Source organism: Ancylobacter sp. IITR112 (assembly GCF_041415945.1).
Lineage (GTDB): Bacteria > Pseudomonadota > Alphaproteobacteria > Rhizobiales > Xanthobacteraceae > Ancylobacter.
In genome coordinates, this window is sequence record NZ_JBGCUS010000001.1 from 169266 (window position 1) to 195561 (window position 26296).

The window sequence follows — 26296 nt, forward strand, 5'->3', positions numbered from 1 at the left end:
CCGATTCTGCGAAAGGATGCGATGTGAACCGACGCCTATCCTCGCCCGATTCCCTGCCGCCGGGCCTGAGCCGCCGCCGCGTGCTCGCCGCGCTGGCGGCCGGCCTGCCGCTGCTGGGCGCCACGGGCGCTCCGGCACAGCCCAATCTCGCCACGCCGGTGATTCCCGGAAGCCCGGGGGCAGCGCCGGTCAAGGTTACGGTCGAGGGGCGCCGCCTCCTGGTCGATGGCCAGCCCTTTCATGTCCGCGGCGTCGCCGGCGACGGGCCGCTGGCGCTGCTGCCCGGACTGGGCGCCACCACGGTGCGCAGCTATGGCGAGGACCCCGGCCCGCTGCTCGATGCGGCCGGCACGCTCGGCCTCAAGGTGATCGTTGGCCTGTGGGTCGGCCAGCCGCGCCAGGGCGCCGACTACAACGACGCCGCCTTCCGCGCCCGCCAGCTCGCCGAGCTGGAGGCCGTGGTGACCAAATATCGCGGCCATCCCGCTTTGCTGATGTGGGGCGTCGGTAATGAGGTGGAGGTCGACCTCGCCGATGATTCGCCAGTCTGGCCTGTGATCGAGGAGGTCGCGGCCATGGTCGCTCGCCTCGATCCCGCCCATCCCCCGCTTGCCGTGCTGGCCGAGACCGGCAGCGACAAGGTGGAAAAGCTGCGCCGGGCGGCGCCCAGCATCCAGGTTCTGGGTCTCAACTCCTATGGCGACGCCCTCTATTCCGTGACCGAGCGGGCGCGCAAGCAGGGCTGGGACGGGCCGATCATCATCACCGAGCTCGGCGCGCTTGGCCAGTGGCAGGCGGCGCACGCGCCCTGGGGGGCGCCCTTCGAGCCGAGTTCGACCCAGAAAGCGATCCAGCTTCGGCGCTATCTCGCCGCGCTGGAGACGCAGGAAGCTGGCGCCATCCTCTTCCTCTGGGGCCAGAAGCAGGAGGTGACGCCGAGCTGGCACAGCCTGCTGCTGCCCGATGGCGTGTGGCTGGAGGCGGCGGAAGCCATGGCGCAGGCCTGGGGCGGGCAGCCGCCAGGCGGCAACCAGGCCCCGCGCATCGCCGCGCTGCGGGTGGCGGGAGAGCCGAGCGCGCCTTTTGCCGCGTGGCCGGCGAATGAGGAGGGCGCGTTCACGCTCGACGCTGTCGAGCCCGATGGCGACCTGATGGAGGTGCGCTGGTTCGTGATGGCCGAGAGCGAGGAACGCGGCATTGGCGGCGATCGCGAAGCGGTGCCGCCGCTTTTCCCCGAGGCGGTGCGCCAGAGCGGACCGACCGGCGCGCGCGTCGCCGGCCTCCGGCCGGGGCATTACCGCATCTTCGTCGAATTGCGCGACGGCAAGGGCGCCGGCGCCACCGCCAATATGCCGTTCGCGGTGCGCTAGCGCCACTCGCGGGTGTGCGGAGGCGGACGCGAACGGCGCGCCCGCCTGTGGATAGCGCGCTTGCGCGTCGCTGCCGCTTGCAATGCGCGCGCAAACGGGGTAGCAGACGGGCCCTCGCGGTTGGCCAACCACTCTGGTCCGCCCGCCGCGAACAGGCTTCCCCGCCGCAGGGCGGAAAGCCGGGCGCCCGTAGCTCAGCTGGATAGAGCACCAGACTACGAATCTGGGGGTCAGAGGTTCGAATCCTTTCGGGCGCGCCATTCCATCTCATTGAAAACGCTGAGATTTTAGAATCTGCCGGGTGCTGTCGACCGGCTTAATTTTTGAAGTTACGCCGGTTTTGGATGGGCGGACACTGCTTCGCGCCCAGTCGCATCTCGGCGTGTTTGCGGCGGACAACCCACTACGGAACTAAGGTTGACCAGTTCGCCCCTCACTGCGACGTCAGGATTATTGCGTTGACCTAGGGCACCGGAGCCCGGATGGCTGCGCTGTTCTCCACATCGATCGAGTTGCGCCACCTGGCCTGCTGCCGGCTTCATGAAACACCCACTCTCGGTGTCCACGAAACCGGCAGCAGGCCAGTCGCGCGAATTGCCGCTTTGACGCGCAGGATAAGGTGCCTGCTTGTCGGTCTTGGGATGGAGGGCAGACAGGCGGTTTAAGAGATGGAATCGTCCGCTTTGCGCCGCCATGTCGGTCATTGCCGTGGTGACGGGCCGTCCCCAGAAGCGGATATCAGCGAAGCACGCTAGTTCGGCACTTTTTACCGTCAGCGAGTGCGTCCGTGTCAGCGCCAGGAACGAAACTAAGGCGGTTGAGCGATAGCAGACATGGAGAGGATCAGTTGACCGACGTTATGTCGACATAAAGATGTCTTTATATCTTATTTGACAATCCCGAAGGCCCGGGTCATTGTCCTGCCGTCAAGGTTCTGCGGCGCCGCGTGCGTCGCAGCTAAGAGGGAAGCCGGTGAGTCTCTCGGGACAATGCCGGCGCTGCCCCCGCAACTGTAAGCGGCGAGCCTGTCGTCCATTCCGTGTCACTGGAGCGCAAGTTCCGGGAAGGCCGGGCGAGAGGCGGTGACCCGCGAGCCAGGAGACCTGCCCTGACAACATAATCGTCCCTGGGCGGGGTGTCCGGTGGTGCGTTCGCGCGTCCGCCGGTGTGTTGCGCCGGTGGTTGCGTCGTCGCGTCCGCTCGGCCTTTGCCCCCAATCCTGATTGGGGTTAGCCGAATGAACTTCCCTTATTCCGCCGGCACGGTGCCGGTTTCCACCCTCGGTACGCCGCGCATCGGTCCGCGCCGCGAACTCAAGGCCGCCCTTGAATCATACTGGTCCGGCAAGAGCGACGCGCCGGCACTGCTGGAGGCCGCCGCGCGCCTGCGCGCCGCCAATTGGGCGCGGCAGAAGGCGCTGGGCGTCACCAACATCCCCTCCAACGATTTCTCGCTCTACGACCATGTGCTCGACACGGCGGTGATGGTGGGAGCGATCCCGCCCGCCTATGGCTGGACCGGCGGTCCGGTGCCGCTCGACACCTATTTCGCCATGGCGCGCGGCAGCCAGAGCGGGGAGGCAGCGTGCGCGCATGGTCACGCGGACCAGCAGAGTCACGGCGTTCCGGCGCTGGAGATGACCAAATGGTTCGACACCAACTATCACTACATGGTGCCGGAATTTTCTCGCGGGCAGCGCTTCTCGCTCACCTCCGCCAAGCCGGTCGACGAGTATCGCGAAGCCAAGGCGCTGGGCTATGAGACACGGCCGGTGCTGCTGGGGCCCGTCAGCTTCCTCACGCTCGGCAAGGCGAAGGAAGACGGGCTTGAACCGCTCAGCCTGCTTGGCGAATTGCTGCCGGTCTATGTCGAGGTGCTGCGCCGGCTCTCCGCCTCGGGAGCGGACTGGGTGCAGATCGACGAGCCCTGCCTCGTCACAGATCTTGATGACGCCGCCCGCGCCGCGCTGCGCGAGGCCTATGGCTTCTTTGCCCATGCGCTGCCCCGGCTGAAGATCATGCTGACCCCCTATTTCGGCCGGCTCGGCGACAATCTCGACACAGCGCTTTCCCTGCCGGTCGCCGGGCTGCATCTCGATCTGGTGCGCGGCGCCGGGCAACTGCGCGAGGTGGCGGACAGGGCGCGCGCGGGCCTCGTGCTGTCGCTCGGTGTCATTGACGGGCGCAATGTCTGGCGCGCCAATCTTCCGAAGCTGCTCGACACGCTTGAACCCTTCGTGCGCAAGCGCGGCACCGATCATGTCGAGATCGCCCCGTCCTGCTCGCTGCTGCATGTGCCGATCGACCTCGAACAGGAAACCGGCCTCGATCCCGATGTGAAGAGCTGGCTCGCCTTCGCCGTGCAGAAGATGGACGAACTCGTCACGCTCGGCACCGCGCTCGCCGGCGGGCGCGAGGTGGTGCTCGGCAAGCTCGCCGCCTCGGCCAGGGCCGCCGAGGCCCGCGCAACATCCGCCAAGGTGCACGATGCCGCCGTCGCCGCGCGCCTGTCGGCTATCACGCCGGCGGATACGCGCCGCGCCAGCCCGTTCGCCCACCGCGCCGAACAGCAGCGTGCGCGCCTTGGTCTGCCGCTCTACCCGACCACCACCATCGGCTCCTTCCCGCAGACGCCGGAAGTGCGCAAGGCACGTGCCGCCCACGGCAAGGGTGAACTGACGGACATCGCCTACGAGGCGTTTCTGAAGGAGGAGACCGCCCGCACCATTCGCTGGCAGGAGGAGATCGGGCTCGATGTGCTCGTGCATGGCGAGTTCGAGCGCAACGACATGGTGCAGTATTTCGGCGAGCAGCTTTCCGGCTTCGCCTTCACCCGGCATGGCTGGGTACAGAGCTATGGCTCGCGCTATGTCCGCCCGCCGATCCTGTTCGGCGATGTCTCGCGGCCCGCGCCGATGACGGTCGACTGGTGGCGCTTTGCGCAAGGGTGCACCGATCGGCCGTTGAAGGGCATGCTGACCGGCCCGGTGACGATCCTCAACTGGTCTTTCGTCCGCGATGATGTGCCCCGAAGCTTGGCCTGCCGACAGATCGCGCTCGCCATACGCGACGAGGTGGTCGACCTGGAAGCCGCCGGCGCGGCGATGATCCAGATCGACGAGGCGGCGATCCGCGAGGGCCTGCCGCTGCGCCGCGCCGAGTGGGACGCCTATCTCGACTGGGCGGTGGAGAGCTTCCGCCTCTGTGCCTCCGGCGTGCGGGACGAGACGCAGATCCACACCCATATGTGCTATTCGGAGTTCAACGACATCATCGCCTCCATCGCAGCCATGGATGCCGATGTGATCTCCATCGAGACCTCACGCTCGAAGATGGAACTGCTCGACGCCTTCGTCGACTATCGCTACCCCAATGAGATCGGGCCGGGGGTCTACGACATCCACTCGCCGCGCGTGCCGCCGGTCGAGGAGATGGTCGAACTGCTGGTGAAGGCGAGGGAGCGCCTTGCCGCCGAGCAGATATGGGTCAATCCCGATTGCGGGCTCAAGACCCGCAAATGGGACGAGGTGCGCCCGGCGCTCATCAACATGGTGGCAGCGGCGCATCGCCTGCGCAGCGATCTCGCCCAGGCGGCCGAATGAGCGGGGCATACAGCCCGGAAGTGACGCGTCTCATCGACATCGTCTTCCCGGGCGCCACCAACCATCACGGCACCCTCTTCGGGGGTGCCGGCCTCGCTCTCATGGACCGGGTCGCCTTCATCGCGGCGGCCCGGTACGCACGAGCCGACTTCGTCACGGCGTCCTGCGAGCGGATCGACTTCGCGGCACCCGCACAGCTTGGCGACATCGTCGAACTGACCGGACGGGTCATCCGCGTCGGCCGCCGTTCGCTCGGTGTCGAGGTCGATATGGTGGCCGAAGCACCGCTCGCCGGCGCGCGGCGACGTTGCACGGTGGGGGTGTTCAACATGGTGGCGGCCGAGATGCCCGCGACCATGCCGCCGGTGTCTGAAGCGGTGGAAGACAGCCCGGAGGTTCTCCGCATGGCCGATCTCGTCATGCCGGGCGAGACCAGCCATTACGGCAGCCTCTATGGCGGCAGCGCGCTGGCCTTCATGGCCAAGGCGGCGTTTGTGGTGGCGACGCGGCATTCGCGCCGCGCCGTGGTCATGGCCGCGGCTCCGGCGGTCGAGTTTGCCCGCGAGATCAGGCCCGGTGCGATCATCGAGGTGGAGGCGCGGCTGGCACGCGGAGGGCGCAGCTCAATGACCGTCGAGACCAAGCTCTGGGCGGAAGACCTCGGCATCGGCGAGCGCCACCCCTGCGGCACCGGCAGCTTTGTTATGGTGGCGGTCGATGAGGCGCACCGGCCGGTCGCACTGGCCCCGTGACCTTGTGATGCCGGCGCAGGCGAATGCGCCGGCATCATCCCCTGTTCAATCCCCGGCCAGCGCGCCGCCATTCTGGTATTCGATGACGCGGGTCTCGAAGAAGTTCTTCTCCTTCTTCAGGTCCATCGCCTCGCTCATCCGCGTGCCGACCTGAGAGGGCGTGGCGGCGCCGATTGGTGCCGCCGCCGCCGCGCTCCGCCGGAGGCATCAGTCGGGTGACGATGATCACCCAAAACGGAGCCAAAAGCCGCCGGCCAGTGCCAGATCGGACCCAATTCCTTCAGCTGATTTTTTCAGGGGCCTTAAAGAGAACTCTCCTCACGAAACTCCCGGTCGTCGGCGATGGCAATCCCTCAGTATCGCGTGTCTCAATGGGCGGCGCTCTGCAGCCTTCTCATCGTCACCAGTACGCTTGTCACGTTCATCGTTGCCGCGATGGGCTTCAATGCGGCGCGCATCGGCAGTCCAGCCTATGACAGAATTATCGCCGGCAAAGACATCATCGCCGACATATTGCCGCCGCCGCTTTACGTCGTCGAGGCCAACCTCGAAGCGCTGATCGCCCTGAACAAGCCCGACACCGTCGCCGCCCACGCGGCGCGCTTTTCCATGCTGCATAGGGATTTTGAGGCCCGTATAGCCTATTGGCACGGTCAGGTGCTGCCGCCTGAACTGAGCAGCGCCATCGACAAGATCGACGCGACGGCGGCCCCCTTCTGGAAGATCGGCGAGACGGAGTTGTTCCCCGCGCTCGTCGCGGGCGACACCGCGCGTGCGGCGAAGGCGGCGGAGCGGATGGGCGAGGCCTACACCGTCCATCGCCACGCGGTCGATGCCACCGTGCTCGAGGCCGAGGGCTTCGCTGCCGCCAATCAGGCGGATGCGGAGGCGACCATCCTCGAAACGATCCAGGCAAGCAGCGCCGCCGGCCTGGCAACCCTCGCGCTGGTCCTGCTGTCCCTGTTCGCCGTCATCTTCCGGCTCACCCGTCCGCTGGCGGAACTTGCCGGCGCGCTGGCGGCCTTGGCATCGGGCGACCGCGCCGTCGCGATACAGGGTCTCACGCGCAAGGACGAACTGGGCGAGCTCGCCCGCGGTCTCGACGCGTTCCGCCGCACCCTGGAGGAAGCCGACCGAATGCGGAACGCCCAGGCCGACGCGGCGAGGCGCGCCGCGGCGCAGCTTACCGCCGAGCGTCACGCTTTGGCGGAGGCGTTCGAAGAATGCATGGGCGCTCTCGCCGAGGGCTTCGTCGCGTCCTCCAAGGAAGTTCACGGCGCAGCGCAGCAACTGTCGCAGGCGGCCGAGGGAGCGGCCCGACAGGCGCAGATCGTGGCGGACGCCGCCGATGAATCGAGCGGAAGCGTACGATCGATCGCCGCAGCCACAGAACAAATATCCAGTTCGGTCCACGAGATACTGGGCCGGACGGCCGAGTCCTCGGGCATCTCCACTCAGGCGGCGCAGGAAGCTGCGGTCATGCGGGCCAACATTCAGGGGCTCATGCAGTCCGCCGAAGCTATCGGGCAGGTCATCCATCTCATCAGCGCCATCGCCTCGCAGACCAATCTGCTGGCCCTCAATGCCACCATTGAAGCGGCTCGGGCCGGCGACGCCGGACGCGGCTTCGCGATCGTGGCGACTGAAGTGAAGCAGCTCGCGGCTCAGACCGCAGCGGCCACCGAAGAAATCGTCCAGAAGATCAGTGACATCCAAGCCGCGACCGGTCAGACCGTCGCCTCAGTCGAGACGATTGCAGCAACCGTCGAGAAAATCCGCGCGATTTCCACCCTGGTGGGGTCCGCTGTTGAAGAACAGGGAGCGACCACCTCCGACATCGCGGCCAACACGCAGCGGGCGGCGCAGCGAAGCGAGGATGTGAATGCCGGCATTGGCAGCCTGGGAACCGCCGCGCGAACCGTCGGAGCAGCGTCGACCCAGATGATCGGCCTCTCCGACGCGCTCTCGATCCGGGCGAGCCGGCTGCGGGACGAGGTGAGGACTTTCGTGCTGAACCTGCGCGCAAGCTAACGGATGCACGCGGGGGCTCCGGGCCTGAGGCCGCTGCCCGCCGCCGGCCCATCCATCAATCCCAGGCGAGCGCGCCGCCATTCTGGTATTCGATGACGCGGGTCTCGAAGAAGTTCTTCTCCTTCTTCAGGTCCATCGCCTCGCTCATCCAGGGGAACGGGTTCTCGGCTTCCGCGAAGACGGGATTGAGCCCGAGCTGGGCGCAGCGGCGGTTGGCTATGAAGTGCATGTATTGCTCGCACAGCCCCGCATTCAGCCCGAGGAAGCCGCGCGGCATCGTGTCCCGCCCATAGGCGGCCTCCAGCTCCGCGGCGTCCTTCAGCATGCCGCGCACCTCATCCTGGAAGGCCGCCGTCCACAGGTGCGGGTTCTCGTGTCTGATCTGGTTGATCACGTCGATGCCGAAATTCAGGTGAATGCTCTCGTCGCGCAGGATGTATTGGTACTGCTCGGCGATGCCGACCATCTTGTTGCGGCGGCCAAGCGAGAGGATCTGCGCGAAGCCGGTATAGAACCACATCCCCTCGAACACGACGTAGAACGCCACGAGATCACGCAGGAACTGCTGATCGGCCTCCGGCGTGCCGGTCTGGAAAGCCGGGTCGTCGAGGCTCTGCGTGTGCTTGAGTGCCCAGGCCGCCTTGTCCGTGATGGAGGGCACTTCGCGGTACATGTTGAACAGCTCGCCCTCATCGAGGCCGAGACTTTCCACGATGTACTGGAAGGTGTGGGTGTGCACCGCCTCCTCGAAAGCCTGCCGCAGCAGATATTGCCGGCATTCCGGGTTGGTGAGGTGGCGGTAGATGGCGAGCACGATGTTGTTGGCCACCAGCGATTCCGAGGCGGCGAAGAAGCCGAGATTGCGCTTGAGCATGCGCCGCTCGTCCTCGGTGAGGCCATCGCGTGACTTCCACAGCGCGATGTCAGCCTGCATGGAGACCTCGGTCGGCATCCAGTGATTGTTGCAGCCGGAGAGGTACTTCTCCCACGCCCATTTGTATTTGAGCGGCAGAAGCTGGTTCACGTCAGCGCGGGCGTTGATCATGCGCTTCTCGTCCACCGTGACGCGGGCGGCGCCGCGTTCGATGGCGCCGAGGCCGGTGGCGTCACCGGCGGGAGCCGCGAAGGCGGGATGGATGGGTGCGGAGGCGGGCTTGGTCTCTGACCAGTCGAGCATCGTCATGTCTCCTTTAACGCTGCTCACTGGCAGGCTTCGCAGTCGGGATCGTTGATCGAGCAGGCTTGGCCGAGGACCATTTCCGGCACGATAACGGGCGCCGCCGCGACCACGGTTGAGACCGCATTGAGCTTGCCGTCGGTGCCCTTGAGCGTCGATTTCTCGACATGAGTGGCCGAGCGCGAGCGCAGATAGTAGGTGGTCTTCAATCCCCGCTTCCAGGCGAGGCGATAGGTTTCGTCAAGCTTGCGACCGGAAGGGTTGGCGACATAAAGGTTCAGCGACTGCGCCTGGTCGATCCATTTCTGCCGGCGGGCCGCCGCCTCGATAAGCCAGACCGCGTCGATCTCGAAGGCGGTGGCGTACAGCGCCTTGAGATCGTCCGGGATGCGGTCGATCTGGCCGACGCTGCCGTCGTAATATTTGAGGTCGGACACCATCACCTCGTCCCACAGGCCGCGTTCTTTCAGCTCGCGGACGAGGAAGGCGTTCACCACGGTGAAATCGCCGGACATGTTCGATTTGACGAACAGGTTCTGATAGGCCGGCTCGATCGACTGCGACACGCCGCAGATATTGGAGATGGTCGCGGTCGGCGCGATGGCCATGGTGTTGGAGTTGCGCATGCCGGTCGCCACCACTCGCGCGCGAAGTCCTTCCCAATCGAGCGTGGACGAGCGGTCGAGATCGAGCCCGCCACGCGCCTGTGCCAGCAATTCGAGGCTGTGGATGGGCAGGATGCCCTTCGACCACAGTGAGCCCTCGAAGGAGGGGTAGCGCCCACGCTCGGCGGCCAGTTCCACCGAGGCGGAAATGGCGTGGAAGCTTACCGCTTCCATGCTTTCATCGGCGAAGCGCACCGCCGCCTCTGAGCCATAGGGAATGCGCAGCGCCTGTAGCGCGTCCTGAAAGCCCATAATGCCGAGGCCGACGGGCCGGTGGCGCAGATTGGAGCGGCGCGCCTCCGGGATGGTGTAGAAATTGATGTCGATGACATTGTCGAGCATGCGCATCGCCGTCGTGACGGTGCGCGCCAGCCGCGCCCGGTCGAGCCCGTCCGGCGTGACATGGGCAAGCAGATTCACCGAGCCGAGATTGCACACCGCCACCTCGTCGGCGCGTGTGTTGAGCGTGATCTCGGTGCACAGATTCGAGGAGTGCACCACGCCGATATGCTGCTGCGGCGAACGCAGATTGCACGGGTCCTTGAACGTCACCCAGGGATGGCCGGTCTCGAACAGCATCGTCAGCATGCGCCGCCACAGGTCGAGCGCGCGTACCTGTTTCGAGACCTTCATCTCCCCACGCGCGGCCTTCGCCTCATAGGCCTCATACGTCGTCTTGAAGGCCGGCCCATATAGGTCATGCAGGTCGGGTGTCTCGTCGGGAGAGAACAGCGTCCACGGGCCGTCGGCCTCGATGCGCTGCAGAAACAAGTCCGGCACCCAGTTGGCGGTGTTCATGTCATGGGTGCGCCGGCGGTCGTCGCCGGTGTTCTTGCGCAGGTCGAGGAATTCCTCGATGTCGATGTGCCAGGTCTCGAGATAGGCGCAGACAGCGCCCTTGCGCTTGCCGCCCTGATTGACAGCGATGGCGGTGTCGTTGGCGACTTTCAGAAACGGCACCACGCCCTGGCTCTCGCCATTGGTGCCCTTGATATGGGCGCCCAGCCCCCGCACGGGCGTCCAGTCATTGCCGAGGCCACCGGAATATTTGGCGAGCAGCGCGTTGTCCCTGATCGCCTTGAAGATGCCGTCGAGATCGTCCGCCACCGTGGTGAGGAAGCAGGAGGAGAGTTGCGGGCGCAGCGTGCCGGCATTGAACAGGGTCGGCGTCGAGGCCATGAAGTCGAAGGACGAAAGCAGCCGGTAGAACTCGATCGCCTGCCCCTCGCGGTCGACCTCGCGCAAGGCGAGACCCATGGCCACCCGCATGAAGAACGCCTGCGGTAGCTCGAAGCGGGTGCCGCGCGCGTGCAGGAAATAGCGGTCATAGAGCGTCTGCAGGCCGAGATAGTCGAATTGCAGGTCGCGCTCGGGCAGCAGCGCGCCGACGATACGGGCGAGATCGAAGCGGCCCAGCTCCGGGTCGATCAGCTCTTCCTCGATGCCACGCTGGAGATAGGCGCGGAAATAGTCGGGGTAGCGCCGCGCCATCTCCGCCTGCGTCGCCTGATCGGGACGGCCGGCGAGAAAGCTCAGCGCCTCGCGGCGCATCTTGTCCAGCAACAGCCGCGCCGAGACTTTGGCGTAGTTCGGCTCGCGCTCGATCAGCGTGCGGGCGGCGAGGATGGGCGCCAGCGCCAGTTCGTCGACGCTGAGGCCGTCATAGAGATTGCGCCGGGTCTCGGCGAGGATGGCATCGCCTGAGACATCGGCGAGGCCGGCCGTGGCCTCGCCGATCACGGCGGCGAGCCGCGCCTCGTCGAGCGGCACAAGCGTGCCGTCGGAACCCTTCATCCGCAGGGCGGAGGCGGTCGCCGCTATCGGCTTGGCGGCCGCCCGCTCACGGGCGCGATCCGCGCGGTACAGCACATAGGCGCGGGCGACCTTGTGGTGTTCGCCGCGCATGAGGGCGAGTTCCACCTGGTCCTGCACGTCTTCGATGTGGAAGGTGCGGCCGGCATCGGCGCGGCGGGTGAGACCGGCGACGATCTGCTCGGTCAGATCGGCCACGATGTCATGCACGCGGCGCGAGGCGGCGGCGGAGGAGCCCTCGACGGCGAGGAAGGCCTTGGTCAGCGCTACGGCGATCTTGGAGGCGTTGAAGGGCGTTACCGCGCCATTGCGGCGGATGAGCTGGTAACCCGGCGTGCTGGCCTCGCGCGCGCCGGCAGCGGAGGAAGACACGGGCGGCCCAGCGAGTTGCGCCGCGAGAGGTTCGGCATCGTGAAGGAGAGACATCGGCTAACCCCAATCAGCATTGGGGGCAAAGGCCGAGCGACGCATCGGCGCCACCGACGGCATGGGGCACCGGCGGACGCGCGAACGCACCACCGGGACACCCCGCCCAGGGACGATTATGTTGCCACGGCAGGTCTCCTGGCTCGCGGGTCACCGCCTCTCGCCCGGCCTTCCCGAGGCATATGCCCCAGTGACGCGGAATGGACGACAGGCTCGCCGCTTACAGTTGCGGGGGCAGCGCCGGCTTTGGACCGGCTTCCCTCTTAGCTCTCGAATCTTGCGATTCGAAAGACCACGGCATCCATATGTTGTGGCTACCGGCAAGGACCATGTCAAGATGTGGGCAATGCGATCCAAGGGAATGCGAGGTCGGCGGGCGGAAGCCAATAGGTCGTCGTGCCACCTTAGGCGGCTCTCCTAGAAATCTATGTGGGTCAGCAGCACCGGCAACCATTCGATCGCCAGTGCCGAACCGCAGATCGCGTTCGTGCTGAAGCAGGCGGAGGACGGGACACCTGTGGCTGAGGTGTGCCGGAAGGCCGGGATATCGGACGCGACGTTCTACAACTGGCGCAAGAAATATGCGGGGCTGATGCCTTCGGAGATGCGGCGTCTGCGCCAGCTTGAGGACGAGAACGCCAAGCTGAAGCGGATCGTCGCCGACCTGTCGCTCGACAAGGCCATGTTGCAGGACGTGCTGTCAAAAAAGCTCTGAGGCCTGCGTGCAAGCGCGCGCTTGTGGACAGGCTGCGGGAAGACTGGAAGGTGTCGGCCAGGCGTGCCTGTGCCACGCTGGCGGTTGATCGTGCGCTCTATGCCTACAAGTCGAAGCGGGGCACGCAGGCTGAACTGAGCCAGCGGATCAAGGAGATCTGCGAGACGCGCGTGCGTTATGGCTATCGCCGGGTGCATGTGCTCCTGCGGCGGGAGGGCCGGGTGGTCAATCCGAAGCGGATCTATCGTCTTTACAAAGACTTGGGCTTTCAGTTGCGGAACAAGACGCCTAAGCGTCGGGTGAAGGCAAAGTTGCGGGAGGATCGGGCGCCTGCCACCCGGCCGAACGATGTCTGGGCGATGGACTTTGTCCACGACCAGCTTGCCACCGGCCGCAAGATCCGCGTGCTGACGGTCGTCGACACCTTCTCGCGCTTCTCACCGGTGGTCGATCCGCGTTTCAGCTATCGGGCCGAGCACGTGGTCGCGACCCTGGAAAAGGTCTGCGCCAAGGTGGGCTATCCACGGACGATCCGGGTCGACCAGGGCTCGGAGTTCATCTCCCGTGACCTCGATCTGTGGGCCTATGCGAAGGGGGTCACGCTGGATTTCTCCCGGCCCGGCAAGCCCACCGACAATGCCTTCATCGAGGCATTCAACGGCCGCTTCCGCAGCGAGTGCCTGAACACGCACTGGTTCCTGACGCTTGCAGACGCGGCCGAAAAGATGGAGGCTTGGCTCAGATATTACAACGAGGATCGGCCGCACGGGGCCATCGGCCACAAACCCCCGATCTCGCTGCAGAACCCCGGCGGCGCACCCAGCCCACCGCCGTGAAGAAGGCCGGAAACTCCAGCTTCCGGCGGTCCAGAAAATGGTCTCGGATCACGTCCGGGTCTACGGCTTGGTCGACAGAAAAGCCCTATGGTCGCCATCGATGACGAGCCCGGTGAGTCGGCCGGTGCGAGAGGCGCCGGTATCAATGCCGATACGGTTGATCCGCTCCTCCGGCTTGGCGCTGATCGTGTGTCCGTGGACCACCACTTTTTCCAGCGGCATCAGCGAATCGAGGAAGGGCGCGCGCATCCACATGAGATCATCGGGAGACTGGCGCTCCAGCGATACTCCGGGGCGGACGCCGGCGTGACAGAAGAAATAGTCCCCAAACGACACCGCATATTGCAGATTTTTGAGGAAATGCACATGCGCGGCGGGGACCGCCGCCAGCAGCTTGCGATGCACCTGCTCGAGATCGGCCTGCGTCTTCAGTTTCGAGCGATTGAGCTTCACGCCATAGGAGCGCGCCGTGGCGTTGCCGCCACTATTGACGAACACGCCATCACTGCGGGGTTGATCGAGAAAGGCTAGGAATTCCACGTCGTGGTTTCCCGCCAGCAGGACATAGCGGGGATCAGCCGCCTGAAGCGCGATCAGACGGTCGATGACGCCCTTGGAGTCCGGGCCGCGATCCACATAGTCGCCGAGGAAAATGATCCGCCAGTCGCCCGCCTTCGACCGTGCGATATCCTCCTCGATCTTCTGCAGAAGCTTGTCAAGAAGGGACCGGCACCCGTGGATGTCGCCAATGGCGTAAATCCGGATTCCCTCAGGGCCGCGCGCCTCGGAAAGGGTGACGAGGGGTGATTTCCAAAGTCCAAAAATTCTGTGGCGACTCCAAACCGGGCCGTCAGAATGATCGAACGCACCGTGGAACACAATATCCCGACCGTGGACCGAGGCGGCGCTTCCCCCGGAGATTCGTCACCCGCGAGGGCGTCGCCCCGAGGCCTCGGACAGCGAATGCTACTTTTATGTGACAGTTCGAGCCGCTATCGGTGGCGTTCCAAGCTGACGGGAGGTGGCCTCTTCGTGGCGGCAAACGGGCTCATACCGGGGCGAGCAGAGAAACGACATGTCCGAGCAAATGCCAGAGATTCAGCTTCCGGTGCACGTTGACGCGCCGGAGCCGGCGGGTGCCGGCCGCGAGGTGGAACTCAAGCTGTTGACGGATCCGGCCACCCTGCAGCGCCTCCTCGCCGCTGCCGTGATTACCCGCAACGCCGCATCGAAGGGCATCGTCCGGCGCCTGGAGGCCACTTATTACGATACGTCCGATGCCGCGATCGCCCGGCAGGGCGCCTCGCTGCGCATCCGGCGCAGCGGCAAGCAGTTCGTCCAGACGCTGAAGCTGGCGTCCCAGCAGAGCCCGCTGCAGCGCCGCGAGATGGAAGCGCGGGTGCCGGACAGCGCCCTTCAGCTCGATGCGCTGCCCTTGGCCGAGCTGGGCGCACCCTTTGCGACGCTGCCGGAGGCGGAGCTCGCGCCGGTGTTCACCACCAAGATCCGCCGCCATACCCAAATCGTGGAGTTCGGCGGCGCCGCCATCGAGGTCGCGTTCGATGAGGGAACGCTGAGCGCGGGCGACACGGTGGAAGCTGTCTGCGAGATAGAGCTGGAGCTGAAGGCCGGCGGGGCGGCCGCGCTCTATGAACTTGGCTTGTTGCTGCTTGAGCAGGGGCCCGTCCGCATCGGGCTGCAAAGCAAGGCCGAGCGTGGCTATGCCCTTGCCTTCGGCACCTCGCCCACCGCTGAAAAGGCGTTCGCGACCGGCATCGGCCCCGCCGATACCACCGACGATGTGATCGCCAAGGTTTTGAACGCCTGCCAGTCCCATGTGATGGCGAATCTGATGGCAGCGCATCATGGCCAGGACCCCGAGGGCGTCCATCAGCTGCGGGTCGCGCTGCGGCGTCTGCGCACTGCCATATCGCTGTTCAAGAGGGAAGTCCCCGCCTCGGCGCTCGAGGCTCTCGGGCTCGACGCCAAGAGGCTGGCCAGCGCGCTCGGGCCGGCCCGCAACTGGGACGTGTTCGCCACCTCGACCATCGCCGAGATCGAGCGCGCCAATCTGCCCGGCATCGACTTCACCGGGCTGAAATCCGCCACCGCCGCGCCGCGGGAGCGCAGCTATCAGGCCGTCCGCGTCGATCTGATCGATCTCGCATGCACGCGCTTCCTGCTGTCGCTCGGCCGGGTGATCGAGCGCCGAAGCTGGCGCAACGATATCGGCATTGATGCTCTCGCCGTGCTCACCCAGCCGGCGCGCGAGTTCGCCGGGCGCGGGCTGGCGCGCCTGCACCGCAAGGCGCTGAAACAGGGCCACAATTTCCGTAAGTTGCGGCCGACGGCACGGCATGAGCTGCGCCTGACGCTGAAAAAGCTGCGCTACACGGCGGAGTTTCTGCTGCCGCTTTACGACTGTGAGGGCGCCGCCCGGAAATATCTGAAGCGGATGTCGCGGCTGCAGGACATTCTCGGCATCGACAACGACATCACCACCACCCAGGCGCTGCTGCGCGAGGTGGAGGAGGGCACGTCGCTGCCGCAGGTCCACAAGGCCATCGGCGCGATCACCGGCTGGCAGGGGCGCGACCGCATCGAGACCGCCGAGTCCCTTCGGCGCAGCTGGCGCAAATTCATCGACGCCGAGCCGTTCTGGCTCGGCTAGGCGGGCTACCCTAGGACCTAGACTCATTAACGCGTAGCCAGATGCGAATTGCGACGAGTTTGAAGGCGGCGAGGTAGTTCTCGGCCAGCTTGTCGTATCGTGTCGCAATGCGACGGAACTGCTTGGCCTTATTGAAGAAGCGCTCGACCAAGTTCCGCGCTTTGTAGAGGAACGGGCTGAAGCAGATCGGCTCAGTGCGGTTGGCTTTGGGTGGGATGTTGGCCCATGCCTTGCGTCCGCTGACGGCAACGCGCAGCGCGTTGGCGTCATAGCCCTTGTCGGCCAGCAGCATGGCGCCTTCCGGTAGGTCGGCGATCATGTCCGGAGCTGAGGCGATGTCGCTCTTCTGCCCAGCAGTGAGCGTCAGTTTGATCGGCCTGCCTTGGGCATCAACAAGAGCGTGGATTTTGGTTGTCAGCCCGCCTCGGGAACGACCGAGACAATGATCTCGATCCCCCTTTTTGCCGTCGCACCCTGCTGATGGACGCGAACGATGGAGGTGTCGATCATCTGCACCTTGCCGTCATGGGCTTTGGTGACAGCGTCCATGAGGCGGTCCCACACACCCGCTTTCCGCCATCGGACGAAGCGATTGTAGCAGGTGGTTCGTGGGCCGTATCGCTCGGGGAGGTCTCGCCACGGCGCTCCCGATCGGAGCGCCCCAGAAGATGCCGTTGAGCACACGTCGATCATCGACACGCGGCACTCCTTTCGGCTTGTTGGGCAACAGCGGCTCGATCGCGCGCCATTCGAAGTCGGTCAAATCATATCGGATCATGCGAAGTCTGAATCAGACTTCGCCGCAATATGAAAGCCTCAGCGGAACTCTCTCACCACCTCGATAGGCCCGACGATAGCGGCGTTAAACATTTCCAGCTCTTCCGCGGGTATCCAGTATTCTCGTAGCGCGCGACCACCTGCTTCCTGCGCGTCGTATTGCTTCAAGAAGTCACGGCGCACCTCAAAGCGCGTGACGAACCCTGCACCGCTTTGAGGCACATTCCAATCGCGAGCGATCCTGATTGCATAGTCTTCTGACAGCACGGGATAGAAGATCGGCTGATCCGGCAGTCGCGGTGGGAACGAGCGCATATCGCTTTCGCGGATAAGCGCGAGTTCGGCTGGGCCAACCGGCCGCCACAGTGTGATCGTGTCATGCTTCATGGTGCGACGTTAGCCGGTCGAGTGTCACCTTTCCACCGTCCACCGCACTTATGAGTTCACGGCCTAGCTCCCTCCGTCTCGGCTTGTCACCGCGTTGTCGTGCTGTCGTCATGAGGCACGTCGAAACGTCGCGTCAACGCCGAACAGGAGGGGATGCCCGGATGGACTATTTCAAACGCTTCAACTTCCTTTTCGCGACCCCCGCCTTCGATGCGGACGATCTGGAAGGCGCCCGCTATCACCAGATCGTCGCGGAGATCGAGAGCTCCGGCTTCGAGGTGGTGCGCGCCCGCACCATCGAGGACGCGGAGATTGCGGTGCAAACCGACGCCGCCATCGGCTGCATGATGGTGGATTGGGGCAAGAAGGGTATGGAGGGTAAGACCGCCGCCCTTATCAACCTGATGCGCCGGCGCGGCCTGGACTTCCCGATCATCCTGCTGATCCGCCGCAAGCGCTTCGAAGACGTGCCGGTCGAGGTGCTGGATTTCATCGACGGCTATGTCTTCCTCTCCGAGGAAACCCCCGCCTTCATCGCCAAGAACCTCATCAGCCGGCTCAAGCAATATGCCGAGACGCTGAAGACGCCCTTCTTCGGCGCGCTGGTGGATTATGCCGAGGAGGGCAACCAGCTCTGGACCTGCCCCGGGCATAATGGCGGCGTGTTCTACTCGCGCAGCCCGATCGGCCGGGTGTTCATGGAGCACCTGGGCGAGGCGGTGTTTCGCGACGACCTCGACAACTCCGTACTCGATCTCGGCGATCTTCTGACCCATGAGGGGCCGGCCCTCGCGGCGCAGAAGGAAGCGGCCAAGATCTTCGGGGCCGAGAAGACCTATTTCGTGCTCAACGGCACCTCGACCTCGAACAAGGTCGCGCTCTCCGCCCTCGTGACCGATGGCGACCTCGTGCTGTTCGACCGCAACAACCACAAGGCCGCCCATCATGGCGCGCTGATGATCTCCGGCGGCATTCCGGTCTATGTGCCGACCGTGCGCAATGCCTGGGGATTGATCGGCCCCATGGATGTCGCGGCGCTGGACGAGGAGGCGCTGCGCGAGCGCATCCGCACCCATCCGCTGGTCACCGACCCCGAGGCCTGGCAGAAGCCGCGGCCGTTCCGCGTCGCCGTCGTCGAGCAATGCACCTATGACGGCACGATCCACAATGCCGAGATGATCCTCGGGAAGATCGGGCATCTGTGCGACTACATCATGTTCGACGAGGCCTGGGCAGGCTTCATGAAGTTCCACCCGCTTTATGCCGGGCGCTTCGCCATGGGGCTGAAGGATCTGGGACCGGACGCGCCGGGCATCATCGCCACCCAGTCGACCCACAAGCAGCTCGCGAGCTTCAGCCAAGCCTCGCAGATCCACATGAAGGACCGGCATATCAAGGGGCAGAAGCGGCGCGTGGAGCATCGGCGCTTCAATGAGAGCTTCATGCAGCACGCCTCCACCTCGCCCTTCTACCCGCTGTTCGCCTCGCTCGATGTTGGCGCGCAGATGATGAAGGGACGCTCCGGCGAAGTGCTGTGGGACGACACGATCCGCCTCGGCATCGAGCTGCGCAAGAAGATCCGCGCGGTGCGCCGGGAGTTCGAGGAGAAGGAACAGCGCCCCGAGCGCCGCTGGTTCTTCGAGCCCTTCGTACCGGACCGGGTGGCGATTCCCGATGCCGCCAGCCCCGGCGCCGTGCATGACGTGCCGTGGGAGAGCGTCTCCACCGACCAGCTCGCCACCAACCCGGCCTTCTGGCACCTCACGCCGGGGGCCGCCTGGCACGGCTATGCCGGCATGGCGGCGGGCTTCGCCATGACCGATCCCAACAAGCTGACGCTGCTGACGCCCGGCTTCGACCGTTCCACCGGCGCCTATGCGGAGCACGGAATCCCGGCCCCCGTGGTCGCGCAATATCTGCGCGAGAACCGCATCGTCGCGGAGAAGAACGACCTCAATTCGCTGCTGTTCCTGCTCACCCCGGGCGTTGAATCGAGCAAGGCCGGCACGCTGATCAGCGGTCTGGTCGCCTTCAAGAAGCTGCATGATGACAACGCGCTGCTGGAAGACGCGATCCCCGAATTCTACCGGCGCCGGCCCGGGCGTTATGACGGCGTGCGCCTGCGCGACCTGTGCGGGGAGATGCACCGCTTCTTCCGCAGCGCCAATGTCAGCGCGTTGCAGGCCATGCAGTTCAAGGCCGAGCACCTGCCCGATATCGCGCTGTCTCCCCACGATGCGGCGCGCTGCCTCGTGCGCAACGATGTGGACTACCTGCCCATCGACGCCATTTCCGGGCGTATCGCCACCACGCCCTTCGTGGTCTACCCGCCGGGCATCGCCACGATCGTCCCCGGCGAGAGGCTCACGGAGCGCGCCCAGCCGATGATCGACTATCTCAGGATGTTCGAGGCCTGCTTCAATACGTTTCCGGGCTTTGATGTCGAGATCCAGGGTGTCTATCGCGAGACCGATGGCGCCGGTCGTATCCGGCTCTATACCTATGTGATTGCGGAATAAGCGGGAGTCCGGGTTCGTTCATGGAGCAGGAGAACGCAGTCATCGTCCGCCCGACGCGGGATTCCGACGTGGATGCCATGCTGGCAATCTACCGCCATCACATCCGCCGTGGCGTCGAGGAGGGGGTGGACGACAATGACACGCCGCAGCCCGACGACCTGCGGGAGCGGCGCAAGAACCTGAAGAACCGCCGCTTTCCCCACATCGTCGCGGTCCGGGACGGCGAGGTGGTGGGCTATGCCTATGTCGTGCTGTTCCGCAAGCGCCCGGCCTATCGCTACACCGTCAAACATTCCATCTACGTCCACCACCGGCACATTGGCTACGGCATCGGCAGCCGGCTCATGCGCAGCCTGATCGATGCCTGCGCGGCCGCCGGCTTCCGACAGATGATCGGCTATATCGACGGCGACAACACCGCCTCGCTCGCCATCCATGAGCGGTTCGGCTTTGTCCGGGTGGGGTTTCTCCCCGCAGTCGCCTACCGTTATGGCCGCTGGGCCGACAGCGTCATGGTGCAGCGCTCTCTGGGGCCCGGCGCCACCGCTCCGCCTACGCCCCTGCCCCTCTCCACCTATTGAGGAATAGGCCGATGTCCCCGGCGCCGCTCGCGGCGCTCGCGGGTTTGTGGCGCTCACCCCTCGGACATCCTCCGACCCCATTTGCGCGGGGTGGACCGTCAGACGACGGCCCAATCGGGTTATCGTCAAGCCAATCTGCTCAGCGACCTGAACCGCCCCGGTTTCACCGGAGGCCATTTGGTTCAAGTCGCGCCGCCATTTGCTGCTCACCGAGCATGACGTAGTAGCGCTCCTCGGCTTCGGCCGGCGGGATGTTGCCGATAGGCTCCAGCAGCCGGCGATGGTTGAACCAGTCAACCCAGGTCAGCGTGGCGAACTCGACGGCCTCGAAGGATCGCCAAGGCCCCCGTCGATGGATGACCTCGGCCTTGTAGAGGCCGTTGATCGTCCCGGCGAGTGCGTTGTCATAGCTGTCACCGACGCTGCCGACCGAGGGCTCGATGCCGGCCTCAGCCAGCCGTTCGGTGTAGCGAATGCTCACATATTGCGAACCGCGGTCGCGACGGTGTACCAGGCCGCCGCGATGAGCGGGCCGTCCAGCCGCTCGACGGTGCAACGGGCAACGTCAAACCCCTCGCGCATCATCTGTCACCAGACCTTGCGCGCTCCATAGACCTCGAAGTTCGCGGCGAACACGCGCTCGATCTCGGGTCGCAAGGCCGCGTCCCGTTCGGTCATGTTCACGCGCCTGAATGGGTCGTCGACATCCGGCTAATGATGTAGATGATCCGTCTCAAGAAGGATCATAAATATAGATCGAACATAGTTGTAATAAATAATCATGTCATTTCGTAAGTCCGCTACGAAATAAGTCGCCATCGGCGCAATGGAGGCGAAAAATCGCCTGCTCAGTGCGTTGCAGGATAGGCGCGGCAGGTTCATCCGGTTATGAATGAGGCTTCTTGGGTTCGCCTTGGCGGCTCCGTCACGTTCTGACGCGAAAGGAGCAAGAGATGTTCAAACCGTTTATCATTAATCCGCCGGTCTTTTTCGGCTCCGTGATCATCATCTGTCTGTTTCTGGCAGTCGGTATTCTGGTGCCAGAGCAGGCCGGCACCGTTTTTGGCACGCTGCAGGCCAAGATTCTCGCCGGGTTCGGATGGCTCTACCTGCTTGCGGTCGGCATCTTCCTCGCCAGCGTGCTGCTGCTCTGCCTCGGTGACTTCGGCCGGCTCAGGCTGGGTCCGGACGATTCGACGCCCGATTTCCGCTTCTCGTCCTGGATCGCCATGCTGTTCGCGGCGGGCATGGGCATCGGCCTCATGTTCTATGCCGTCGGCGAACCCATCACCCATTTCATGCAGCCCCCCACCGCCGAGCCGCGTTCCATAGCGGCGATGCGCGAGGCGATGTCGGTGACCTTCTTCCACTGGGGCATCCATGCCTGGGCGATCTACGCGGTGGTGGGCCTGTCGCTTGCCTATTTCGGCTACCGCTACAACCTGCCGCTGACCATCCGTTCCGGGCTCTACCCGCTGCTCAAGGAGCGTATCAACGGGCCGGTCGGCCACGCCGTCGACATCTTCGCCATTGTCGGCACGATGTTCGGCATCGCCACCTCGCTCGGCCTCGGGGTCAGCCAGATCAATGCCGGGCTGAACTATCTCACCGGGCTGGCGGTCGGCCCGCAGGTGCAGTTGCCGCTGATCGCGCTGATCACCGGCCTCGCCACGGTGTCCGTCGTCACTGGCCTCGACAAGGGCGTGCGTATCCTCTCCGAGCTCAATCTCGGCGTCGCCATCCTGCTCATGCTCTTCGTGCTGGTGATGGGGCCGACGGAGCTGCTGTTCCGCGACTTCGTGCAGAATATCGGGCTCTATCTCGACACGCTGGTGCTGCGCACCTTCAACATCTATGCCTATGAGCCCACACCTTGGATCGACGGCTGGACCCTGTTCTACTGGGCCTGGTGGATTTCCTGGTCGCCTTTCGTCGGCATGTTCATCGCCCGCATCTCGCGCGGGCGCACGGTGCGCGAATTCGTCGTCGCGGTGCTGTTCATCCCGGCGGGCTTCACCTTTTTCTGGATGACCGTCTTCGGCAACACCGCCATCTTCATTGATGCCGGCGTGGCCGCCGGCGCCCTCGGGCGGGACGTGGCGGCGGATGTCTCGGTCGGGTTGTTCCAGTTCTTCGAATATCTGCCGTTCCCGGCCGTTACCTCGACGCTGGCGGTGCTTCTGATCGCCGTGTTCTTCGTCACCTCCTCGGATTCCGGCTCGCTTGTGGTGGATTCCATCGCGGCGGGCGGCGAGACGCAGACCACCACCGGCCAGCGCGTATTCTGGTGCGCGCTCGAAGGCGCGGTCGCCGCGGGGCTGCTCCTGACGGGCGGGCTGGGCGCGCTGCAATCGGCCACCATTGCCAGCGCGCTGCCCTTCACCTTTGTCATGCTGGCGCTGGTCTGGGCGCTGTTTGTGGGCATGCGGGCCGATATCGCCCAGCACCGGGCGCAGGCGCGCCAGCCCGTCTCCCTGCCCGTCGCGCCGGCGGCCGGCGTCACCTGGCAGCGTCGGCTCGCGCTGATGCTGCACGCCCCCACACAGGATGAGATCGAGCGTTTCATCGGCACGGAGGTCCGTCCGGCGCTGGAGCAGGTGGCGAAGGAACTGACCCGGCGCGGCCGCGAGGCGCAGGTGCATGAGGAGGAGAACGGCGCCGTCGCCTTGCGCTCCCCGGCCGAGAATGTGCGCGATTTCGTCTATGGCGTCAGCGCCGTGGCCCACCGGCTGCCCACCGTGCTCACCGCGGGCGCGGTCAGGCCGGAATACCGTTACGAGGCGCGCACCTATTTTTCCAGCGGCGGACGCGGCTATGACGTGATGGGCCTGACCCCGGACCAGATCATCACCGATGTGCTGGTGCAGTTCGAGCGCTATCTCAACCTCGTGCACTCGCCGGAAACCCAGCTTGTGCACGCCGCTCCCGAACATGAGGGAGAGGGCTAGCGCGCGGCGTGGGGCGCGCTCCGCGTCAGCGGCGCTCGGCCCAGTCGCGCAGCCGGTACCAGGCGGCGACGATCGGCACGAACCAGGGAGTGCCGGAATAGAGCGGCACGGCGGGGAAGCGGTCGCGGTCGAAGGCGGTCGGCTGGTTCTGCCGGCCGAGGATTTTCTGCGCGGTCTGGTAGCCGAGATAGGACATCAGCGCGACGCCATTGCCGTTGCAGCCGGCGGCGAAGTCGGAATTGTCGCGCCGGCCCATATGCGCGACCTTGTCGGCGGTCATGCCGACGAAGCCGCTCCACGCATGGGTGATCTTGTAGGCTTTCAGCTCCGGCCAGATGTCTGTCATCCGTTCATAGATCGCGGGGGCGGCGTCGCGGTCGTCGCGCTCGAAGAAGCCGGGACGCGAGCCGAACAGGATGCGGCTGCCATCGGGCGAGGGGCGCGAATAGATCACGTCGCGGCGGGTGTCGGAGATCATCCGCCCCCCGGGGATCAGCGTCTCGATGAGGTCGGCCGGCAGCGGCTCGGTGGCGATCTGGTAGCTTTTCACCGGCACCACGCGGCGGGCGAGTTCCGGGTGGCCGTCCTTGCGGGTATAGCCATTGGTGGCGCTGACCACATGGCGGGCGAGAATCGTGCCGCGCTCGGTGGTGACGCGCTTCATCCCGTCGCCGGCGTCAACCACAGGTGCCGCCTTGGCGTGGGAGCGCAGCGTCACGCCGGCCTTGCGGGCACGCTCGCGCAGCGCGCGATGGTATTTGCCGGGGTGCAGCCCGCCATATTCGTCGACGACCATGCCGCCGAAATAATAATCCGAGCCGATCACCTGCCGCTGGTTTTCGCGGTCGTAGAAATGGACGTTCACGCCCGTCTTCTCCGCGAGAATCCGCCCGTTGCGCCGGGTCGGTTCGACCAGTGCGCGCGCATGGGCGCCGAAGAAGCGGCCTTTGATGGCGAGATCGGCGTCGAGGCGCTCGCCCTCGATCAGGTTCTGCAGGTAATCGAAGGAGGAAATACTGTCGCCGATCATACGGTCGAACAGTTCGGGGTCGATGCCCTTGATGGCGCCGCCGACCACCAGCTTCTGGCCGCTCGACACCATGCCGCCGGAGCGCGTGGAGCCGCCCTCGCCGAGCCGCCCGCCATCGACCACCACCACGTCGAGCCCGGCGCGGGCAAGCTCGGTGGCCGCGTTGAGGCCGGCATAGCCCGAGCCGATGACGACCACGTCGGCGCGGGGGGGGAGCGGGTCGAGGTCGGTCTCCGGCGCGGCTGCTTCCCACCAATAGGGTTCGGTCTTGAAGCCTTCCGCGAAAATGTCTGCTGCCGACATGGCACTGCCTCTGGTTGAAGGGGCGCCGGCGGCGATTGGCCGTGCCGCCGCCCCGATGGCGACGATGGGCGCCCCGCATGCGGGGGGGAGGGGTGGGCGGCCTGTTCTGGCGGGGCTGCCGGCCTCGGTTCGTTGCGGTCAGAGCACCTGGCCGAGGAATTCGCGGGTGCGCGCGTCCTGCGGCGCGTCGAAAATCTGCGCCGGCGGGCCGCTTTCGACGATGCGGCCGTGATCGGTGAAGCAGATCCGGTCGGCCACCTCGCGGGCGAATTTCATCTCGTGGGTGACGAGGATGCAGGTCAGGCCGTCATCCACCAGTTCGCGAATGGCGGTGAGCACGTCCTTCACCGTCTCGGGGTCGAGCGCGGCCGTCACCTCGTCGAACAGGATCACCTGCGGTTCCATGGCGAGCGCGCGGGCGATGGCGACGCGCTGCTGCTGGCCGCCGGAAAGCTGCCCGGGATAGGCGTCGGCCTTGTTGGAGAGGCGCACCTTGGCGAGGAGGCGATGGGCGCGCTCCTCGACCTCCCTGCGGTCATGGCCCAGCACCTGGATCGGCGCCATCATGATGTTCTGCAGCGCGGTGCGGTGCGGGAACAGGTTGTACTGCTGGAACACCATCGAAACCTGATGGCGCAGCGGGCGCATCTGCTTCTCGGTGCGCAGCTTGTGCACCTCGTGGGTGCCGACGCGGATGCTACCGCTGTCGATCGGGATCAGGCCGTTGATGCAGCGCAATATGGTCGATTTTCCCGAGCCCGACGGGCCGATGATACATACCGCCTCGCCATCCTTCACGCTCAGCGAGATGCCCTTGAGCACCTGGAAAGAGCCGAAGCTCTTGGTGACGCTGTCGAGTTCGATCAGCGCATCGGCCCGGTTCATAGGGCGTCTCCCTTGACCGACTGTTCCATCCGCCGCGCCAGCAGAGCGATCGGGTAGCAATAGGCGAAGAACAGAAACAGGGTGGTGATGTAGAAATAGACGATGACACGCTCGTTCTCCATGGAGAGAAGCGTGTTGAGCGTGGTGATGACATCCTGAATACCCGTCACCGTGGCCAGTGAAGTAGCGATCATCAGGAGGGCGTAGAGATTCATGAAGCCGGGGATCATCCGGCGCAGCGCCTGCGGCAGGATGATGCGGCGATAGATCGCCATCGGCATGTAGCCGAGGGCGCGCGCGGCCTCCCATTGCCCGGAATGGACCGACTGCACCGCGCCGCGAACCACCTCGGCGAAATTCGCCGCCGTCGGCAAAGCGAGGCCGATGACGGCCTTCACGAAGGCCGGCACGGCGATGCTCATCCCGAACAGCCGCACATTGAACGGGATGATGTAGAGCATGGCGAACAGCAGCACGATCCAGGGTGAATTGCGCAGGAAGTTCATGATGAAGAAGCAGGGCAGGCGGATCGCCCGGCTTTTCGCCATCATGCCGAGCGCCAGCAGGGTGCCGAGCACCGCCGCCAGCGCCATCGCGCACAGGCCGAGGAAAATGTTCAGCGCGAAGCCGCCGGTGAGCGGCCAGCCATCGCCGGAGCCGGTGAGCAGGAGCGGCAGTCGCATCCACACGCGCTGCCAGTAGACCGCCCCGCCCGAGAGCGCATCCACCGTCACCCAGGCCAGCACCGCCGCGACGATGGCGAGCTGCACCAGCCGCTTCTTCTCGTGATAGGTCAGGGGCCACTGCATC

The 26296-nt window shown here is 65.3% G+C and carries 17 protein-coding genes, 1 tRNA gene, 3 pseudogenes and 2 riboswitches; of the genes and pseudogenes, 10 read left to right on the top strand and 11 right to left on the bottom strand.

What is annotated here, in order from left to right:
- The first annotated feature begins 23 nt into the window (after nt 1-23).
- From AAC979_RS00755 to AAC979_RS00775, 5 genes are all read left to right on the top strand, one after another.
- Nucleotides 24-1370: a glycosyl hydrolase gene (locus AAC979_RS00755; RefSeq protein WP_371344902.1), complete on the top strand. Its 1347-nt coding sequence runs from the start codon at nt 24-26 to the stop codon at nt 1368-1370.
- Nucleotides 1371-1553: 183 nt separating this feature from the next.
- Nucleotides 1554-1630 (top strand) — tRNA-Arg (locus AAC979_RS00760).
- A gap of 652 nt (nt 1631-2282) precedes the next feature.
- Nucleotides 2283-2496, top strand: a riboswitch (cobalamin riboswitch).
- Between the two features lie 111 nt (nt 2497-2607).
- Nucleotides 2608-4971, top strand: coding sequence for a 5-methyltetrahydropteroyltriglutamate--homocysteine S-methyltransferase (gene metE / locus AAC979_RS00765; protein WP_371344903.1), 2364 nt, complete (start codon nt 2608-2610; stop codon nt 4969-4971).
- Nucleotides 4968-5723: an acyl-CoA thioesterase gene (locus tag AAC979_RS00770; protein ID WP_371344904.1), complete on the top strand. Its 756-nt coding sequence runs from the start codon at nt 4968-4970 to the stop codon at nt 5721-5723. Before metE ends, AAC979_RS00770 begins: the two co-directional genes overlap by 4 nt.
- Nucleotides 5724-6065: 342 nt before the next feature.
- On the top strand, nt 6066-7754 hold the full coding sequence (locus AAC979_RS00775; RefSeq protein ID WP_371344905.1) for a methyl-accepting chemotaxis protein: 1689 nt from the start codon (nt 6066-6068) through the stop codon (nt 7752-7754).
- A gap of 55 nt (nt 7755-7809) precedes the next feature.
- Here the strand turns inward: AAC979_RS00775 and AAC979_RS00780 are convergent, their stop codons facing one another.
- Both AAC979_RS00780 and AAC979_RS00785 read right to left on the bottom strand, forming a co-directional pair.
- Entirely contained in the window at nt 7810-8931 is a 1122-nt protein-coding gene (locus tag AAC979_RS00780) for a ribonucleotide-diphosphate reductase subunit beta (RefSeq protein ID WP_371344907.1), read from the bottom strand.
- Nucleotides 8932-8954: 23 nt separating this feature from the next.
- Nucleotides 8955-11834 carry a ribonucleoside-diphosphate reductase subunit alpha gene (locus AAC979_RS00785; protein ID WP_371344909.1) on the bottom strand — a complete coding sequence of 960 codons (2880 nt, stop codon included), beginning with the start codon at nt 11832-11834 and terminating at the stop codon, nt 8955-8957.
- Between the two features lie 110 nt (nt 11835-11944).
- Nucleotides 11945-12146: riboswitch (cobalamin riboswitch) on the bottom strand.
- Nucleotides 12147-12261: 115 nt separating this feature from the next.
- On the opposite strand from AAC979_RS00785, the gene AAC979_RS00790 reads away from it, so the two are divergent.
- Nucleotides 12262-13385, top strand: a protein-coding gene (locus tag AAC979_RS00790) for an IS3 family transposase (protein WP_371344912.1) whose coding sequence is annotated in 2 segments (ribosomal slippage) — nt 12262-12535 and nt 12535-13385 — 1125 coding nt in all. Because the reading frame shifts where the segments join, the coding sequence is not laid out codon by codon here.
- A 60-nt stretch (nt 13386-13445) separates the two neighbouring features.
- Here AAC979_RS00790 and AAC979_RS00795 read toward each other — a convergent pair.
- The gene (locus tag AAC979_RS00795) at nt 13446-14264 is read right to left on the bottom strand and encodes a metallophosphoesterase family protein (protein WP_371344914.1); all 819 of its coding nucleotides are present in this window, start codon (nt 14262-14264) and stop codon (nt 13446-13448) included.
- A 196-nt stretch (nt 14265-14460) separates the two neighbouring features.
- On the opposite strand from AAC979_RS00795, the gene AAC979_RS00800 reads away from it, so the two are divergent.
- Complete coding sequence (locus AAC979_RS00800) at nt 14461-16056, top strand: CHAD domain-containing protein (RefSeq protein WP_371344916.1); 1596 nt, start codon at nt 14461-14463, stop codon at nt 16054-16056.
- A gap of 10 nt (nt 16057-16066) precedes the next feature.
- Here AAC979_RS00800 and AAC979_RS00805 read toward each other — a convergent pair.
- The 4 genes and pseudogenes from AAC979_RS00805 to AAC979_RS00820 form a co-directional block, all read right to left on the bottom strand.
- Nucleotides 16067-16507 (bottom strand): annotated as a pseudogene (locus AAC979_RS00805) (IS5 family transposase); the annotation flags it as partial.
- Nucleotides 16471-16662, bottom strand: a pseudogene (locus AAC979_RS00810) (IS5/IS1182 family transposase); the annotation flags it as partial. The pseudogenes AAC979_RS00805 and AAC979_RS00810, both read right to left, overlap by 37 nt.
- Nucleotides 16580-16834, bottom strand: a complete 255-nt coding sequence (locus AAC979_RS00815; RefSeq protein WP_371344918.1) for a transposase — start codon at nt 16832-16834, stop codon at nt 16580-16582. The pseudogene AAC979_RS00810 and the gene AAC979_RS00815, both read right to left, overlap by 83 nt.
- Before the next feature lie 38 nt (nt 16835-16872).
- The gene (locus AAC979_RS00820; RefSeq protein WP_371344920.1) at nt 16873-17220 is read right to left on the bottom strand and encodes an ADP-ribosylation/crystallin J1; all 348 of its coding nucleotides are present in this window, start codon (nt 17218-17220) and stop codon (nt 16873-16875) included.
- A gap of 161 nt (nt 17221-17381) precedes the next feature.
- Between AAC979_RS00820 and AAC979_RS00825 the strand changes: the two genes are divergently transcribed.
- Nucleotides 17382-19739, top strand: a complete 2358-nt coding sequence (locus AAC979_RS00825; RefSeq protein ID WP_371344921.1) for an Orn/Lys/Arg decarboxylase N-terminal domain-containing protein — start codon at nt 17382-17384, stop codon at nt 19737-19739.
- Between the two features lie 20 nt (nt 19740-19759).
- Nucleotides 19760-20320: an N-acetyltransferase family protein gene (locus AAC979_RS00830; RefSeq protein WP_371344923.1), complete on the top strand. Its 561-nt coding sequence runs from the start codon at nt 19760-19762 to the stop codon at nt 20318-20320.
- Between the two features lie 163 nt (nt 20321-20483).
- On the opposite strand, the pseudogene AAC979_RS00835 reads toward AAC979_RS00830, so the two are convergent.
- A pseudogene (locus AAC979_RS00835) lies at nt 20484-21019 on the bottom strand (IS3 family transposase); the annotation flags it as partial.
- A gap of 254 nt (nt 21020-21273) precedes the next feature.
- Between AAC979_RS00835 and AAC979_RS00840 the strand changes: the two are divergent.
- The gene (locus AAC979_RS00840; protein WP_371344925.1) at nt 21274-23268 is read left to right on the top strand and encodes a BCCT family transporter; all 1995 of its coding nucleotides are present in this window, start codon (nt 21274-21276) and stop codon (nt 23266-23268) included.
- Between the two features lie 25 nt (nt 23269-23293).
- On the opposite strand, the gene AAC979_RS00845 is transcribed toward AAC979_RS00840, so the two are convergent.
- The 3 genes from AAC979_RS00845 to AAC979_RS00855 form a co-directional block, all read right to left on the bottom strand.
- The gene (locus AAC979_RS00845; protein ID WP_371344926.1) at nt 23294-24601 is read right to left on the bottom strand and encodes an NAD(P)/FAD-dependent oxidoreductase; all 1308 of its coding nucleotides are present in this window, start codon (nt 24599-24601) and stop codon (nt 23294-23296) included.
- 138 nt (nt 24602-24739) lie between these two features.
- Nucleotides 24740-25486, bottom strand: coding sequence for an amino acid ABC transporter ATP-binding protein (locus AAC979_RS00850; RefSeq protein ID WP_371344928.1), 747 nt, complete (start codon nt 25484-25486; stop codon nt 24740-24742).
- On the bottom strand, nt 25483-26295 hold the full coding sequence (locus tag AAC979_RS00855) for an amino acid ABC transporter permease (protein WP_371344930.1): 813 nt from the start codon (nt 26293-26295) through the stop codon (nt 25483-25485). Before AAC979_RS00855 ends, AAC979_RS00850 begins: the two co-directional genes overlap by 4 nt.
- Between the last annotated feature and the right edge of the window lies 1 nt (nt 26296).

Coding starts and splice junctions, on each gene's coding strand:
- metE (WP_371344903.1), top strand. CDS start 2,608: ATGAACTTCCCTTATTCCGCCGGCACGGTGCCGGTTTCCACCCTCGGT.
- AAC979_RS00770 (WP_371344904.1), top strand. CDS start 4,968: ATGAGCGGGGCATACAGCCCGGAAGTGACGCGTCTCATCGACATCGTC.
- AAC979_RS00775 (WP_371344905.1), top strand. CDS start 6,066: ATGGCAATCCCTCAGTATCGCGTGTCTCAATGGGCGGCGCTCTGCAGC.
- AAC979_RS00780 (WP_371344907.1), bottom strand. CDS start 8,931: ATGCTCGACTGGTCAGAGACCAAGCCCGCCTCCGCACCCATCCATCCC.
- AAC979_RS00785 (WP_371344909.1), bottom strand. CDS start 11,834: ATGTCTCTCCTTCACGATGCCGAACCTCTCGCGGCGCAACTCGCTGGG.
- AAC979_RS00800 (WP_371344916.1), top strand. CDS start 14,461: ATGTCCGAGCAAATGCCAGAGATTCAGCTTCCGGTGCACGTTGACGCG.
- AAC979_RS00815 (WP_371344918.1), bottom strand. CDS start 16,834: ATGATCCGATATGATTTGACCGACTTCGAATGGCGCGCGATCGAGCCG.
- AAC979_RS00820 (WP_371344920.1), bottom strand. CDS start 17,220: ATGAAGCATGACACGATCACACTGTGGCGGCCGGTTGGCCCAGCCGAA.
- AAC979_RS00825 (WP_371344921.1), top strand. CDS start 17,382: ATGGACTATTTCAAACGCTTCAACTTCCTTTTCGCGACCCCCGCCTTC.
- AAC979_RS00830 (WP_371344923.1), top strand. CDS start 19,760: ATGGAGCAGGAGAACGCAGTCATCGTCCGCCCGACGCGGGATTCCGAC.
- AAC979_RS00840 (WP_371344925.1), top strand. CDS start 21,274: ATGTTCAAACCGTTTATCATTAATCCGCCGGTCTTTTTCGGCTCCGTG.
- AAC979_RS00845 (WP_371344926.1), bottom strand. CDS start 24,601: ATGTCGGCAGCAGACATTTTCGCGGAAGGCTTCAAGACCGAACCCTAT.
- AAC979_RS00850 (WP_371344928.1), bottom strand. CDS start 25,486: ATGAACCGGGCCGATGCGCTGATCGAACTCGACAGCGTCACCAAGAGC.
- AAC979_RS00855 (WP_371344930.1), bottom strand. CDS start 26,295: ATGCAGTGGCCCCTGACCTATCACGAGAAGAAGCGGCTGGTGCAGCTC.